Here is a 17,086-nt window from a genome sequence, read left to right as displayed (position 1 = left end):
TCAATGAACTACAATTAACTATGAAAAAAATAGCAGCATCATTTATATTTCTACTTGTTTTCACATCATTATATGCACAAAAACCTTATAAAGGTGCCGAGGTATATTCGAAAGGAAAAGTACTATACGGGAAATTTGAAATGCGAATGAAAATGATAAAAGGAAGTGGTATGTTATCTACCTTTTATACCATAGAGCATTATCCAGGAGGTTCAGATCCGTATTGGGCAGAACTTGATATTGAAGTTCTTGGTAGGAGTAATGCCCAAATAATGTCCACTAATTTATTCATGAATAATCCGAGTGGAGATTTAAGCTATAGTGAACAGCAAATACCGTTAAATTATTCTTTAGCCGATGATTTTCATGTCTACACCTTAATATGGACACCAGATTATGTTGCTTGGTATATTGATGGTGTAGAAAAAAGGCGAAAAACAGGAGCATTTGTACAACATATGAATAGAGCACAAGGCTATAGATTTAATGCATGGATTTCTAGCACACCCGCCTGGGTTGGTACTATAGATGAAGATGCAATGCCAGCATATCAAACAGTAGATTGGATTGAGTATTCTAGCTATGATCCTTTTACGCAAGGTTTTACTAAGCAATGGCGCGATGATTTTAATAGTTTTGACGTCTCTCGTTGGGCAAAAGCAGAATGGACGTTTAATGGTAACGAGGTTGATTTTGTTAAAGAAAACGCTTATATAGAAGATGGTAATTTAGTTTTAGCTATAACCAATCCTAATGCTTCTTTAAGTGTAACTAAACCGTCTATTTCTGAGTCGTTTACTGCAAATTATTTACCTGCTAATAATGAGATTGCAATTACAAGTTTAAGCGCTGGTAATTATAATACGGTATTATATGATTTAATGGGAAAGCTTGTGTTTTCAAAAAAAATGAACACCTCGAAGTTTTCAATTCCTTGTTCAACCATGCAAAGTGGTTTATATATTATTCGTATTAGTGATGAAGATAAAATGTTCAGAAAGAAAATATTTGTAAGGTAATCTGAAAAATTAAAGTAGATATTAACTAAACCTGACGACAAAAAAATGAAAAATAAAATTAGATTATTTGTTTTGTTTATTTGTATATCTACAAATATTTCAGCTAAAGAATATCATGTGTCAAAGGAAGGTAACGATTTAAACAGCGGTACTTTACAAAAGCCTTTTTTAACTATTAATCAAGCGGTCCAATTAGCATTTCCGGGCGACACTATTACTGTTCATGCAGGTACATACCGCGAATGGGTAAAACCAATAAGAGGAGGTAAATCCGAATTAAAAAGAATTATTTTTAGAGCAGCTCTAGGAGAACTTGTCGAAATTAAAGGCTCTGAGGTTATTAAAGGCTGGAAAAAGGAAAAAAATGGGGTTTGGAAAGTCGTAATTCCAAATGCTTTCTTTGGTGATTATAATCCATATCAAGATTTAATTCATGGTGATTGGTTTATAGATAACGATCGGCCACATCATACTGGAGAAGTTTTTTTAAATGGAAAATCGCTTTATGAAAAGGAAAGTATTGAGAAAGTAAATAATCCTGTTGCTATACAAGACAGTTTTGATGCTATAGGATCAACTTACACATGGTATTGCAATAGTAATGAAACCCATACTACCATTTGGGCGAATTTTCAGGGAAACAACCCTAACAAGGAACAGGTTGAAATAAGCGCAAGAAAAACCTGTTTTTATCCGGAAAAACCAGGGTTAAATTATATAACCATAAAAGGGTTTCATATTAGTCAAGCCGCTACGCAATGGGCTGCTCCAACCGCCGAACAAGTGGGTATGGTTGCAACGCATTGGAACAAAGGGTGGATTATTGAAAATAATGTAATTAGTAACTCAAAATGCAGCGGGATTACCCTTGGTAAAGAGCGTGGTACCGGGCATAATACTTGGACAGCCGATGTGGATAACGTTAATAGAGATGGTAATATACATTATATAGAAGTGGTTTTTAACGTGCTTAGAAACAATTGGGATAAAGCGCATGTAGGCTCGCATATAGTTAGAAATAATACCATATTTAATTGCGAGCAAACTGCTATTTGTGGTAGTATGGGCGCCGTTTTTAGTACCATTGAAAATAATCATATTTATAATATTTATACTAAACGTCAATTTAAGGGTTATGAAATGGGCGGTATAAAAATTCATGCGCCTATTGATGTTTCCATAAGTCATAATAGAATTCATGATTCTGGGCGTGGTATTTGGTTAGATTGGATGGTACAAGGCACTAGAGTGAGTGGAAATTTACTGTATCGTAATGATATGGACGATTTACTAGTTGAGGTAAGTCATGGACCGTATATAGTGGATAATAATATTTTGTTATCCGATACAGCTATAGTTAACTGGTCGAATGGTGGAACGTATGTAAATAATTTAATTGCTGGCGAAGTTAAATTAGTAACCGATCAAAATCGATTTACGCCTTATTTTTTACCTCATTCTACTAAAATGGCAGGAATGAATGTAATCCTTGGAGGAGACGATAGGTTTTATAATAACATATTTACAAGACCCCAATCTAATAGTATTATTGATGCTTACAAGGATTCTAAATTCCCTGTTGCCATAAATGGAAATGTTTATTTCACTCCAGAGGAATTTCATACAAATAATTCAAATAATGAAATCTTTTTGATACAAAATCCGGGTGTTGAATTAATTGAAAAAGAAGAAGTGGTTTATCTTTCTTTACATAATGCATTTTTTAAGCATAAAGTATCATTAATTACTACTGAAACATTAGGTAAAAGTAAAATTGTAAAAACTGTTTTTGATAATCCAGACGGCTCAGAAATTAATTTTGATCTTGATTATTTTGGTGTGAAGCGTTCCAATAATAATATAACGGCAGGACCATTTTTAAAGGTGAATTTAGAGGACGAGCCAATAAAAATTTGGAGTAATAAGAATCTTAAGCTATGAAATGGATTAAAGCACGGACCACTGAAAAATAACATTTTGTAACGCATTATTTAATTTTATTATAACCGGTAAAGAAGAGTCAAGGAATCAACATAATTATAGTATATCATGAATAAATTAGTAATACTTGTAATCTTATTAAGCATAATTAGTTGTAAAGAAAAACCAACCAAAATAATTAGTAAAGAAATACATACAAATTGGAGTTTTAAATCATTAGATGGAACACATTCGGGAACAGCTACCGTGCCTGGAACTATTCATACGGATTTATTAGAAAATCATTTAATTGAAGACCCTTTCTACCGTGTAAATGAAAAAAAGCAACAATGGATAGATAAAAAAGATTGGGAGTATACTACAACATTTAATGTACTTCCTAATGTATATGAGAAACAGCATGTGTTGTTAAATTTTAAAGGGCTTGATACCTACGCAGACGTTTATTTAAACGATAGTTTAATTCTACAAGCCAATAACATGTTTCGCTCTTGGGAAGTTAACATAAAGCCATTAATTAGGCTAGGAGATAATAGCTTAAAAGTATTATTACACTCGCCAATAAAAAAAGGTTTGGAATTGTTGGAAGCTTCTACACACGGTTATCCGGCAAATATGGATCAATCGGAAAACGGAGAAATTGGCGATAAAAAAGTATCCATGTTTACGCGTAAAGCCGGCTATCATTACGGTTGGGATTGGGGTCCAAGATTAGTAACTTCGGGTATTTGGCGACCAATTATTTTAAAAGCTTGGAACACTATTCGTGTTACCGACATTTTTATTAAACAACCAAGTATCACTAAAGCAGAAGCTAAAATAGAGTTTGATGTTACTGTTGCAATTGATAAACCGTTTTTGGGGCAGATAAACATTTTAAATTCTGAAACTAAGGCTGTTTATAAGTCCATTCCTATTGAATTAAATCCAGAGCAAAATATAGCATCTATACCACTTTCAATTAAAAATCCAAAACTTTGGTGGACTAAAGGTTTAGGCGAGCCGAATATGTACAATTTTACGGTTCAGGTTTTAGATGAAGACGATAATGAAGTTTCAAGAAAAGACATTGCATCGGGTTTAAGAAGTATAAAATTAATTAGAGATAAAGATGAAGTAGGCGAATCTTTTCTTTTTGAATTAAATGGCGTACCAACATTTATTAAAGGCGCAAACTATATACCTAATGATAGTTTTTTAACACGTGTTACCAAAGAAGATTACAAGAAAGTAGTTGAAGATGCCGTAAATGCTAATATGAATATGTTACGCGTTTGGGGCGGAGGTATTTATGAAGATGATTACTTTTATGAATTATGCGACAAAAATGGAGTTATGGTATGGCAAGATTTTATGTTTGCTTGCGCCATGTATCCTGGTGATGAAGCCTTTTTAGAGAACATAAAACAAGAGGCCATAGATAATGTTATCCGTTTGCGAAACCATCCAAGTATTGCGCTTTGGTGCGGTAATAACGAAATTAGTTGGGCATGGAGTTTTACTGATAATCCGGGTTGGGGTTGGAAAAAACTATATACCGAAGCACAACAAGAATCCATAGGAAAGACATATTTAGATATTTTTCATGATATTTTACCAGAGGTTGTTACAACATATTCTAATGGCACAGATTATTGGCCATCATCGCCACAGGCAGGTTTTGAGCCCGAAAAATACCCAAGCTATAAAAACACATCTGGCGATATGCATTATTGGGGCGTATGGCATGGGCAACACCCTTTTGAAGAATTCGAAAATTACAAAGCGCGTTTTATGAGCGAGTATGGTTTTCAGTCCTTTCCAGACTTTGAAACCGTAAAGAAATATACCATTCCCGAAGATTATGATATTGAGAGCGAAGTTATGGCATCACATCAACGAAGCGGTATTGGCAATTTACGGATTAAAGAATATATGGGATGGGATTATAACGTGCCATCAAAGTTTGAAGACTTCTTATATATGAGTCAGGTGTTACAAGCGCAAGGCATAAAAACAGCCATTGAAGCCCACCGTAGAGCCATGCCTTATTGTATGGGTACCATGTATTGGCAAATTAACGATTGTTGGCCAGTGGCAAGTTGGAGTAGTACCGATTATTATAAGAAGTGGAAAGCATTACATTACGCTGTAAAAAAAGCTTATGAGCCTATTCTTTTAACCATTCATAAAGAGGGAGAAGATTTAGTTATTCATGGTGTTTCAGATAAGTTGAAGGCTTTAAAAGGTGAACTTAAACTAAGCATTTTAGATTTTAGTGGAAAAGAACTTCATATTGAAAAACACGCAGTTGTTTTAAATAAAAATACAAGTACAGAATTGTTAAGGAAACAAACATATTTAATAAGTAAAGGTTTCAATAAAAAAGACATGGTACTTAAAGTAGAATTTTATAAAAATAACGAAAAGCCATTGGCTAAAAATCTATTTTATTTAGAAAAACCTAAAAATCTAAATTTAGAAAAGCCAACTATTCAAACTGCTATAAACACTAAAGACGGCAAAACTTATTTAAAACTTTCAAGCGATAGGTTAGTGAAGAATTTATACATCAATTTCAAAAACCAAGAGGTCTTTATTTCTGATAATTATTTTGATGTATTACCAAATGAAGAGATAGTACTTGGGTTAACAAGTAAAGAAAATATAGATTTAAACACCATAGAGTTTCAATATGTTTTATAAAGCATACTAAAACTTCTAGAATAATAGAGATAATTATATAGCAATCAACCAAATAATTCAATTTCAGGAAATGAAAAAAAGAGTATCAGTATTACTACTAATTTATGTGTTTGTTTTCAGTTTTACGTCTTTAACGACTGTGTTTTCCCAAGAAAACAAAGCAAAAACAGAATTTCAGGTAAAAGGTTTTCATCTCGATTTACGCATACAAGTCATGACTCCAAAAGCCTTAAAAAGTTTTGCAAAAGAACTTGCTGGTTTTGGTATTAATACATTGATTTTAGAGTGGGAGGCAACCTATCCTTACGAGAAACATGCTACTATTTCGAATGAATTTGCATACACTAGAGCCGAAGTAAAATCGTTTATTGATTATTGTGAAGGCTTAGAAATTGATGTTATTCCGCTGCAACAGTGTTTTGGTCATGTTGAGTATATTTTACGTAACGAACGTTATGGACATTTAAAAGAAGATTGGAAAGAAATCTCTCAAGTATGCCCATTAAAAATAGAAGACAATAAAACGCTTTTTAAAGATCTTTTTAAAGATATGGCTTCTATGCACAACTCAGATTATATCCATATTGGAGGCGATGAAACGTATTTGCTAGGACATTGTAATGAGTGTTCTGCAAAAGCAGAAGAAGTAGGTAAATCTAAATTATTTGTGGATTACATGACCACAATGAGTGATATTATTTTGGAACTAGGTAAGAAGCCTATTATGTGGGCAGATATTGTTTTGGAACACCCTGAGGCAGCAAACGATTTATCTAAGGATATTATATTTATCGATTGGAATTACGGCTGGGAAACCAATCATTTTGGCGATGTTGGGAACCTGCAACAAAAAGGATTTACCTTTTGGGGATCTCCGGCAATACGAAGTAGTCCTGATAATTGGTATATCACTAATTGGGATAAGCATTTTAATAATCAACGCGATTTTATACCGTATTCTAGAAATGCAGGTTATAAAGGAATGGTTATGACATCGTGGTCAACTTCAGGAATATATGGGCTTACGGTATGCGATGAAGGCTACAAAGTATTAGATATGCAACAAATAAGAAATGTATATCCATTATCTGGCTTTAGAATATTAATTGCATCTTATGCCGAGGCTTTAAAAAATCAAGGAGCAATAGATCCAGAACGTTTTGTGGTAAGTTACGCTGCGGAAAGGTTTGGATTAAACGAAAAAGATGGTGCAGAATTATGGAAAGCACTTTCAATATCTCGCGATCTTATTTTTAAAGGAAAGCCTTTGGCTGAAATAATGGCTAATTCTAATACAGCTCATGAGATTTTTTATAAGTTAAAACCTTTAAAAAATAAAAAAGAGTTTGAACACTATAGATTAATTAATGATTTGCGTCAATTTTATTTAGCAACTTATCAAATTGAAACCATGTATAATTCAGGTGAATTTTCAGTTGGTAATTCAGAGGATTTAAAGCCTAAATTGGAAGCCTTAAAAATAGAGTCAAAAAAGTTAGATAAACGATTTAAAAAGTTGCACCAAGGGTTTTTATACGATTCAGAAATTGAAGATCAAAACAACATTAGAAACCTAGCTTTTAATATACTTTATAATAGAATAAATAAAACAAGAAACTAAACGCCATTAAAGAGATAACTTAATTACTTAAGCTCATTATTTATTTAATACTGCCATAAACGGGTGTAATAAATGAGCCATTTAAAAAGGACTTGGCATTTAGTTGGCTTTGTAGTATAACACCTTTGGGCTGTGTTTCTAATAACCACTGAATGGCTTGCACTAAGGGTGCCGCAGTTGTTGTTTGTATGGCGCGTAATGTATGTTTACCCACTTGTTGCGGTTTTATATGGTTTGCACGTTCTTGTCTGCGTAATATGCCTTTGGCATCCTTACCTTCAACAGCTGCATAAATAATTATTTGGTCGTCCTCAACATTAGGGATATTATTTAGCATAATGTCTTGCAGCTCCGAAATATGATTATCGGTGCTTTTTAAACCTTTTAATTGGTTTTCAATCCAAGCGTAATGTCCCGGGTGGCGTAAAGTTTTATAATCTAGATGCTTCACTTTTCCGCTTAAAGCATCAGGAAGATCGGCGGCACCTCCAGAAGTTAGGTCGTCTTCATAAGTAATGCCATTAATAATAATACGGCTTCTTTCCGAAAGGGCAGGACGCGAAGCTTTTTTATTATCTCTAATAACGATGCAATCCTTTAAATATTCAGTAGCCACACCAACTGGACTCCAAGTAAACCCATAAAAATGAGGTGCTATGGCATGATTAGTAATAGCGCCCACTTTTAATTCTAGTTTTTCAACGCGATCTACTTCGTGTAGCTCGCAAAACTCTTGAAACATAAAATGCGCCAACACATCAATATAACCAGGCGCTAAACCCGTTTGCAAAACAAAACCTGTTTTGGCATGTTTTGCTAAATCTATAATTTGGTTGGTCTCCGCAACATATTCGGTAAGGTTGGCATAGTAGAGATTGTTGGTGTTGGCAAGTTTTGCCATAGTTGGCGCTAAACTACCAGGTAAACAATCTAGAAGTGCATCGCCATTTTCAAAAATCGTTTTTGCATGGTCCGAAATTTCAAAAGGGTCTAAATGAAACCCAACAACTTTACATGGTTTTGTACTACCATTCATTATCCAATTAGCCACATTTTTAGCATTTTTAAGGGTACGGTTTCCAATATAAATGGTTGGTGTTACTTGGCTCCATTGGGCTAAAATAAGTCCTGCAGCTTCGGCAATACCACCAGCGCCTGCAATAATAATATTATAGTGCGTTTTCATATTTAAATGTAATGAGTTGATGTACACTAATTTAATGATTATTTGCTGAGTTTTATTTATTTAAGTTACATTTCGTGAGGCTATAGGTAATATCTGCTTTTGTGGGGTTGCAAATACTATTTTACACATATGAAATCAAAGCAAATGAACAGATTTTTTATTTTGATGGAGAACATAGCAAAATTCGGCAGAAGTTACTTACTAATAAGATTTAGTTAGTATTTTTGAGACATGAGAATAAAAAAGTCATTCTCTTTTTTTGTTTATACTGCGCTTGTTTTACAACCTCCTTAAATTAAAAAATATTTGCACAAAAGGTGGTAGATAGTTCTCTATACTATTACAATCTTGTTGTAAATCCTAAAAAAAGTACTGACCGTACTTTAGCATTTAGTTTTCACGAAAAAAGCAAGAAGCAGCATGAATTGGCTGGCGATACCCTAAAGGTTATTAATAACTTAAGATTTATGGCTAGCATTCAAAAAAAAGCTTGGTTTTTTGTATGATAGCGAATCTACTTCTATTGAGCTTTAGAGATATTAAATACTGCTAAAACTGACAATAAGGTATTAAAATCGAAAATTCGGGTATATAATCATTTAGGGATGTTTCAGCGGGAATAGAATAATTATTTTAAAGAAAGGCATATTTCTCCTAGCAGTTTAAGCTCTATTGAAAAAAGATTGAATAAACTTCGTATTCAGTTTAAGGCTAATAGTGCTATTCATTTAGTGTCTATTGTAAAAGATTTAGGTCTTATTTAATAATATTTAACTGCTTTACGGGAAACAGTAATAAAAATATACTATGCCTTAGTACTATTGCATTGCTATTAATTTGCTTAAACAGCATTAGGGGTTAACTAGAAAACTCTGTACTTCTTTTGTACAGGTTTTTTTATGTTTTACATAAAGGTTAGCCTAAACATGTAGATTTGGCATTTTCAATTTTATAGTAAAGATATATTAAAGTGAAGTCTTACGGGGCTATGTAAGTTTTTTACACGCAAGTGTGTATCTTTGTAGTACAAACCTAATAATAAATAAGCATGACGAGTTATTATGTAAATAAAAAGGCACAGGCAAATGGAGATCATGAGGTTCATAAACGAGGTTGTTCCTTTATTCCTAATGAAGAAAACCAGGTGTATTTAGGTTTGTTTAATAATTGTCCGGACGCCATTAAAGAGGCTAAAAAACACTATGCACAATCTAATGGGTGTTATTATTGTTCGGCTTATTGCCATACCAAATAGCTAAAAACAACTATTAACTTACTTGTAAAGATGTGGTTAAAATAATGGTTCCCGCTACCCAAAGTATTAACGATAGTAGTCCGCCTATAATAAGAAAGTGCTTAAACTTATAGAGTCCTGTGCCATAAATTAAAGTATTGGTTTGGTAGCCAACTGGGGTGAAAAAACTAAAGTTTGCACCAAATAGTACTGCAAGTATAAATGGTTTTACATCAAGATTAAGTCCTGCAGCTAGCCCTATAGCAACGGGAGTTAATATAATTGCAGTGGCATTATTGCTAATAAAACCGGAAAGTATCATGGTTATAGCGAGTAAAAGGCCAATTACAATATATGGCGGTTGGCCCTTGAGTATGACTTGTAATTGGTTACTTAACCAAAGATCTGCACCCGAGTTAGTCATGGCAATACCAAGTGGAATCATACCTGCTAATAAGAATATAATTTGCCAATTTACACGATGGTAAATGTTTTCTAGAGAGATTAGCCTAAAGAGTAACATAGCAGCTACACCAGCCAACGAAGCGCTTAAAATGGATAATATACCGCTTGCAGCTAACCCTACAACCATAAGTAAAATAACTAATGCCGTAATTTTACGCTTAGTTGTAATTTGTAGTCTGTATTCGTGCTGATTTAAAATAACAACATTATCTAACGCTCTAAGTTTGCCAATTTGTTGCTCTTGTAACTCTATTAATAATCTGTCGCCCGGTTTTAATGTTATATCCTGAATACTTTTTCTAATTAACCTTTCGGTAGTATTTCTAAGGTTTTTTCTCTTTTTAATGGCAATAGGGTAGGCGCCACCAAGAGACATTTTTCTTATGTTTTTTAAGGTTTTTCCAATAAAACCAGAACCAGGTAATATAAGCAGTTCTACATAAGTCATATTACTAATATTGCTGTTTAAATTGTTATCTACTTCAAGATTCTTAAGCGCTCTTTTTTTATCATTAATAATTAAATCGTGGTTTTGAATGATTCGGTTTATATATTCTAAAGAGCTCATAAGCACAAGATTATCATTCATCTTAATATCTATGTACTTACCAGGAGCATTAATAACTTTTTTATTTCTAATAAGTTTTAAAGGTGTAGCGAGTTCTTCAGAAATAAATTCTATTTCAGAAATATTTTTTCCTATTAAATCTGAAGTTTCCGAAACTGTAACCGAGAAAATATAACTTTCAATATCATAGGTGTTCTGTAAATCATCTTGTTTGTCCTTCGGAAGAAATTTTGAAGCTATAGTCATAAAAACAATGCCAATTGCTAAAAATACCAACCCGTAAGTACTAAACTCAAAGAACGAAAAAGTTTCTACACCAGCTTTTTGAGCCACGGAGTTTACAATAAGGTTTGTAGATGTTCCCATTAGCGTACAGCTACCACCTAGTATACCTGCAAATGAAATTGGCATTAATAACTTTGATGCCGAAAAATTATAACGTTCTGCTAACTGACTAATTATTTTAAGAAATATAATGACCACCGCGGTTGTACTTATAAAGGAAGAAATACCAGCCGAAACCAACATAAATACGGGAGTTAACAATACTAACGGAAGTATTTTTAGTTTTTTAATGAGTTGGGTTAGCCAATCAATTACACCATTATCTTCTAAGCCAGTAGCTATAATCATGAGTGAGAGTATAGTAATTACTGCGGGGTTAGAAAAACCACTAATGGCTTCTTCAGGTGTTGTAAGTTGAAATAAAACCAGAGCAATTATAATTAAGAAGCCAATTTTGTCAACAGGGAAATACTCTGTTATAAATAGTATAACCGTACAAGCAATAATTACAAATACTAATAAAATAGAAGGTTCCAAATATAAATTGTAATAAAAAATGTATTACTAAAAATAATCAAAAAGTAAGAATGAAACGTTATTAGGTAATTATTTATTTTAACAATTAATTTTATTGGTTTTTATAGTTGGTAAAAGCATTTCATAAAAATTAGTAGAGGAGGCATTTTTGTTGTTTTTAATGAGTTAATATGAAAATTTGCTAATCTTACTAAAATTAAAGGTTAAATCTTTTTGCAATTCAACTTTACGCACAGTCAAATAGCTACCACATAAACTATTTTTTGCTTCAACGTATTTAAGTGCTTTTGGTTTATTCAATATTTCGATTAGCACTTATGTTACTTTTTGTTAAATAATGCTTAGGATGAATGAAGAAAAACACTCTGAGACTTTTATAATAATCGAGAGTAATTTTAATTCGCTTTGCTTGTAGGAATTTTAATTCATTATATATAATACATAACGATATCAAATCATATTACTCTATCAAAATTCGATAAATGTTGTACCTATGTTGTACCTAAAATAAAAAACCCAAGAATCATATCTTGGGTTTTCCTTTGTTTACTATGTAGCGAGAGCGGGGCACGATCCCGCGACCTCCGAGTTATGAAGGAATTAAAATATTCCTAAACAGCCTGTTTATAAGGCTTCCCAGATGCTTGTATTCTAAATCGTGTTCAAAAACGTGTTCAGTTTGTGTTCACTATTGTTATTAAATTTTGATTGTGTAAATATAATAAAAAAGCGGCTTGTTGGTTTTTAATTCGTAAAATTATTTTGGTTCTAACGGAGTTTCGTTTATTTTAAAGTACACCTTATCGGGTATATTGATAGTTTTAATTTAATAATTATACCCATTAAGGTGTAATTTTGTATAAATTTATTATATTGCACCCTTAAAGGTATAATTATATGAGCTGGGATAGAGAAAACGAAACAGCCCAATTTGTAAGGGATAGACGCAAAAAAGCAAATCTAACACAAGTGGAATTATCAGACTTTACAGGTGTAGGCTTGCGTTTTGTACGCGAACTCGAACAGGGAAAACCAAATGTTATGACCGATAAAGTAAATCAGGTTCTATTATTTTTTGGACACACACTAACACCAACACCGATAAGCGATGAGACAAGGAGAAATCTGGGTAAATAAAACGTTAGCTGGTATATTAACCGAGGACGATAATGGCTATCATTTCAAGTATGATAAAACATACCTAGAAAATGAAAGCGCATTAGCAGTGAGTTTGACTTTGCCATTGCAAGAAGAATCGTTTAGTGCCGAACACCTATTCCCTTTCTTCGATGGTTTAATTCCTGAAGGTTGGTTATTAGACATCGCACATAAAAATTGGAAAATAAATCCAAGAGACCGCATGGGGTTATTATTGATCACCTGTAGAGATTGTATTGGAAATATTAGCATTATAGAGAAAGTATGAATTACTGTTTAGCATGTCATAAAAGTCTAGAAAATGGTGAAATACACTACCATCAAAATTGCCTTGCCGCATTTTGGCAAGAAGATACTCCTGTATTAGAACTAGATTATGAGTTGTCTCAAATCGAAGATTTAGCAAAAGAAAACATAGCACAACGTATTATTGTTACAGGTGTACAACCAAAATTATCATTAGGCTTTACAGAAGAAAATACTCAAAGTCGTTTAACAATCGTAGGTGCTTTAAATGGTCGATATATTTTAAAACCACCGTTTCAGCTATATCCACAAATGCCAGAGATAGAGGCGTTGTCTATGTTATTAACACAAGCTTGTGGTATAGCAACAGTACCGTTTTTATTAATTCCATTAAAAGATGGTTCGTTAGCTTATTTAACCAAACGTATCGATCGTAATGCTAATGGCAAAAAACACCCCATGGAAGATGCTTGCCAATTTACAGAACGCCTTAGAGAACATAAATACCGTGGTTCTTACGAGCAAATATCAAAAGGGATTATTGCTCACACTCAAAACCCTTTACTTGATGCAGTAAAATTTTATGAACAAGTGATTGTGTCTTTTTTGATTGGGAATAACGATATGCATTTAAAGAATTTTTCGCTAATAGCAAAAGATAGTAAACACTACGACTTAGCTCCAGCTTATGATATGGTAGCAGTTAAATTGCTGATTCCTGAAGACCAAGAAGAATTAGCGCTAAATCTTAACGGCAAAAAACGTAAATTAAGACGTCTAGATTTTAATGAGGCTATGGCACATGCTCACATTCCTGCAAAAGCTATTGAAAATCTATGGAAACGTATAGAAAAGGGAATGCAACAATGGCCGGAATTAATTAATAATAGTTTTCTAAGTCAAGACAGTAAAAATGGGTTATTAGCATTGGTGAAAAAACGAGCCAAACAATTGAAATTGCAATTTATATAAAAGGCCATAATTTAGGCGTTCCATCTTCATTAAAAATGAAATTTCGAAATTAGGAAAAATTTAAAATTTTTTTCAATCCATTCCTCATAATTTTCGTGTTCACCTGATGCCATTTCTGAAGAAACGAGCAATGAGCAATTGGTCTCTGGAAACGATGAAGAAATTTTACCTGATGAAGATACTGATGAATAGTAAAAATTATTTTTAAATAGGAATGCTAAATTAATTTTAGTTTTTAAATTAGAGGAATGAAAGTTATAAAAAACGCATTCCTCTTTTTTTACTTAATTTTTTCGATTCCTTTTAATACAAATGGTTTTAAACTTCATGGTCAAGCACTAAATGATAGTTTAAATTATTACTACGAATTCAGTAAGGATGCTGTTAAAGATAACGATGAAAAGTTAAATGCTATAAATAGGTTAATTTATTTAGCTCACCAAAATGATAAGATAGAATTTTTATTAAAAGGGTTAAATCGTAAAAGCTTTCTATATTATAAAATTGGAGATTACAATAAAGCAATCTCTGTTGCAAATACGTTGCTTGAGGAAAGTAATAAAGTTAACGATTCTTCTAAAATAGTTTTAGCATATCGAAGATTGGCCGATTACAGTCGACTTAATGATAGCCTACTTAATGCTTACAAATTCTATCAGAAGCATAAGGATTTAAATTTAAAGTTAAAGGATAGTTTAGGGGTAATTAGGGACCTTAGATTTATGACTAGTATTCAATATAAACTGGGTTTATTGTACGAAAGTGAATCTTTAGCGGTTGAGGCTATTGCTATACTCGATAAATTACCTGTTGACACTAGAACTACAGAAGCACGAATTGGTCTGTCAAATCATTTGGGTATTATTTATAATCAATTAGGGAAGTATAATGGCGCCTTAGCTTTATATAACAAGCTATTAGAAACAGCAACCGATATTCATCATTTAAATATAATTCATAATAATAAAGCAAACGTTTACAGGGAGCAAAAAAAGTATAAATTGGCAGCCATAGAATTTGAGACCGTATATAAAAATAGTCTTAAAATAAATGATGAACAACATATTGCTCGAGCTCTCAACAATTTAGCATTTGTAAAATCAAAATTCGATGCTCCTAATGCTTTAGATGACCTTATGACTGCCTTAAATATAAGGAAAAGGCATCATGATAATAAAGATTTATTTTCTAGTTATACCTCTCTAGCCGAATATTATAAAGACCGAGGAGTTAAGAAGAAAATGATGCATTTTGCTAAAAAAGCTTATAATGTTACATTAAAAACAAAAAATTATTTAGATCGTATAATAGCATTGTCTTTTTTAATAGAAGCGGGTGAAATTCATGATATTATTGAGTATAAAAAACTAACAGATAGTATCGCCAAAGCAAAACAAAGTAACGAAAACAAGTTTGCCTATATTAAATACAATTATATTAAAAAAGAGCAAGAGGCACGAAATATTGAGCTAAAATTTAAGGATAGCCAGTTAATGGCAGAAAAAGAAAAGGTTAAAAAAACAGTTTTTCAATTTGTAGGTTTAGGAATCTTATTGATTTCCATTTTTTTATATTTTTTAGTTAGATCACGACATAAAAAAGAAAAGCTTCTGCAGGTGTATAATACAGAAACTAGAATTTCTAAAAAAGTACATGATGAGGTCGCTAATGATATTTATCACGTCATGACAAAACTTCAAGGTAATCATAAAAAAGAAACCGAAGTTCTTGATGATTTAGAGCATATTTACTCAAAAACTAGAGATATTTCTAAAGAAAGTAGTATCATAGATTTAAACGAAGAATTCGAGAGTCTCCTCTATGATTTATTGCAGACCTATCATTCCAAAGACACTAGTGTTATTACTAAGGGACTAAAAGATATAAACTGGAAGGATATACATGATTTAAATAAAACGGCTATTTATAGGGTGCTTCAGGAATTAATGACCAATATGAAAAAGCACAGTAAAGCTTCTATTGTGGTTTTGAAGTTTGAAAAAGTAAAAGATAAAATTAGCATCCAATACAATGATAATGGAGTAGGGTGCGAAATAAAAAAGCATAATGGCCTGCAAAATACGGAAAACCGTATCGTATCGCATAATGGAACCATTACATTTGAATCTCAAATTAATAAGGGATTTAAAGCAAAAATTACAATTTAGAATATGTTTAGCAAAGTTTTGGTTTCCGAAGATATGGACGATATACACAGAGGTATTCATAATCTGCTTATGGAACTTGGATGTAAAGAAATTAATCAAGTACAATATTGCGATGATGCCTATCTTAGGTTAAAAAAAGCCTCTATAGATAATGCACCTTACGAACTGCTTATTACGGACTTATCATTTAAATCAGACCATCGGAATCAGCGGTTTTCAAATGGTGATGATTTAATTAAAACCTTAAAACAAGAATTACCACATATTAAAGTTATTGTGTATTCGGTAGAAGATCGTCTTCAAAAAGTAAGGATGCTTTTAAATGAATTTGGTATAAATGCTTATGTCTGTAAAGGAAGAAGAGGGCTTTCAGAACTATCAAAAGCTATTCATGCTGTTTTAAAAAATGACACCTATTTGTCTACGGAAGTAAAAAATGCTTTAAGTCCCAAAAACGAATTAGAAATTGATAACTATGATATTGAGTTGGTAAAACAGTTATCATTAGGGCACTCTCAAGAACAAATCAGTATATACTTCAAAAATAATAACCTCACTCCTAGTAGTTTAAGCTCTTTGGAAAAGCGGCTAAATAAATTACGAATTCAGTTTAGAGCTAACAATGCCATCCATTTAGTGGCTATTGTAAAAGACTTAGGTCTTATATAATTTTTACGGGTACGGGATTCCGTAAAAAGGCTGTCCTAATAAATTTTACGTTTGTAGCGCTATTAATACCTATTGCTTTCAGCAATATTGAGGGAGAGTTTAAAAGCATGTTTTGTAAACATGCTTTTTTTATAAAATTAGAGATACATGAATACTTTTTTGAAGGGTAGTGTTTTTTTTAGAAACCTACTTGGATTTTACAATTTAATAGATTATTGAATTTTAAGGATAATAGAAATTAATATAACAGAATTATATTTAAAATATAAAATTATACTTTTAAACGGTTGGGTTATAGGGGAAGCTTACAGATAAGTTAGTTATTCAATTTA

At 32.3% G+C, this 17,086-nt stretch carries 12 protein-coding genes; 10 read left to right on the top strand and 2 right to left on the bottom strand.

Translation table 11 applies throughout. The features are described from left to right. Positions 1–20: 20 nt before the first annotated feature. The 4 genes from AAFN75_RS00360 to AAFN75_RS00345 all read left to right on the top strand — a co-directional run bounded on the left by AAFN75_RS00360 (position 21) and on the right by AAFN75_RS00345 (position 7,266). A complete protein-coding gene (locus tag AAFN75_RS00360) occupies positions 21–1,019 on the top strand; it encodes a family 16 glycosylhydrolase (RefSeq protein WP_411807735.1) in 999 nt (332 codons plus the stop codon). A 45-nt stretch (positions 1,020–1,064) separates the two neighbouring features. Beyond that, positions 1,065–2,960: a right-handed parallel beta-helix repeat-containing protein gene (locus tag AAFN75_RS00355; protein WP_411807734.1), complete on the top strand. Its 1,896-nt coding sequence runs from the start codon at positions 1,065–1,067 to the stop codon at positions 2,958–2,960. Positions 2,961–3,068: 108 nt separating this feature from the next. Beyond that, positions 3,069–5,645, top strand: a complete 2,577-nt coding sequence (locus AAFN75_RS00350) for a beta-mannosidase (protein WP_411807733.1) — start codon at positions 3,069–3,071, stop codon at positions 5,643–5,645. Positions 5,646–5,715: 70 nt separating this feature from the next. Continuing rightward, entirely contained in the window at positions 5,716–7,266 is a 1,551-nt protein-coding gene (locus AAFN75_RS00345) for a family 20 glycosylhydrolase (RefSeq protein ID WP_411807732.1), read from the top strand. Between the two features lie 40 nt (positions 7,267–7,306). Here AAFN75_RS00345 and AAFN75_RS00340 read toward each other — a convergent pair whose 3' ends face one another. Continuing rightward, positions 7,307–8,452 (bottom strand): saccharopine dehydrogenase family protein, encoded by a 1,146-nt coding sequence (locus AAFN75_RS00340; RefSeq protein WP_411807731.1) that lies wholly within the window; start codon positions 8,450–8,452, stop codon positions 7,307–7,309. Positions 8,453–9,500: 1,048 nt separating this feature from the next. On the opposite strand from AAFN75_RS00340, the gene AAFN75_RS00335 reads away from it, so the two are divergent. Then, positions 9,501–9,707, top strand: coding sequence for a hypothetical protein (locus AAFN75_RS00335; RefSeq protein ID WP_411807730.1), 207 nt, complete (start codon positions 9,501–9,503; stop codon positions 9,705–9,707). Between the two features lie 13 nt (positions 9,708–9,720). On the opposite strand, the gene AAFN75_RS00330 is transcribed toward AAFN75_RS00335, so the two are convergent. Continuing rightward, positions 9,721–11,541 carry an SLC13 family permease gene (locus AAFN75_RS00330; protein ID WP_411807729.1) on the bottom strand — a complete coding sequence of 607 codons (1,821 nt, stop codon included), beginning with the start codon at positions 11,539–11,541 and terminating at the stop codon, positions 9,721–9,723. Between the two features lie 897 nt (positions 11,542–12,438). Between AAFN75_RS00330 and AAFN75_RS00325 the strand changes: the two genes are divergently transcribed. The 5 genes from AAFN75_RS00325 (at position 12,439) to AAFN75_RS00305 (ending at position 16,754) form a co-directional block, all read left to right on the top strand. Continuing rightward, on the top strand, positions 12,439–12,678 hold the full coding sequence (locus AAFN75_RS00325) for a helix-turn-helix transcriptional regulator (RefSeq protein WP_411807728.1): 240 nt from the start codon (positions 12,439–12,441) through the stop codon (positions 12,676–12,678). Next, positions 12,650–12,967 carry a HipA N-terminal domain-containing protein gene (locus AAFN75_RS00320; protein WP_411807727.1) on the top strand — a complete coding sequence of 106 codons (318 nt, stop codon included), beginning with the start codon at positions 12,650–12,652 and terminating at the stop codon, positions 12,965–12,967. Before AAFN75_RS00325 ends, AAFN75_RS00320 begins: the two co-directional genes overlap by 29 nt. After that, positions 12,964–13,917 (top strand): HipA domain-containing protein, encoded by a 954-nt coding sequence (locus AAFN75_RS00315; protein WP_411807726.1) that lies wholly within the window; start codon positions 12,964–12,966, stop codon positions 13,915–13,917. Before AAFN75_RS00320 ends, AAFN75_RS00315 begins: the two co-directional genes overlap by 4 nt. Positions 13,918–14,165: 248 nt before the next feature. Beyond that, the gene (locus AAFN75_RS00310) at positions 14,166–16,085 is read left to right on the top strand and encodes an ATP-binding protein (protein ID WP_411807725.1); all 1,920 of its coding nucleotides are present in this window, start codon (positions 14,166–14,168) and stop codon (positions 16,083–16,085) included. Positions 16,086–16,088: 3 nt separating this feature from the next. Continuing rightward, complete coding sequence (locus AAFN75_RS00305) at positions 16,089–16,754, top strand: response regulator (RefSeq protein ID WP_411807724.1); 666 nt, start codon at positions 16,089–16,091, stop codon at positions 16,752–16,754. The last annotated feature ends 332 nt before the right edge of the window (positions 16,755–17,086 follow it).

The sequence above is a fragment of the Algibacter sp. AS12 genome (genome assembly GCF_046736315.1).
Taxonomy (GTDB): domain Bacteria; phylum Bacteroidota; class Bacteroidia; order Flavobacteriales; family Flavobacteriaceae; genus Algibacter_B; species Algibacter_B amylolyticus.
Note: the sequence above shows the minus strand (reverse complement) of the source record. Positions and strands in the feature narration are given on the sequence as shown.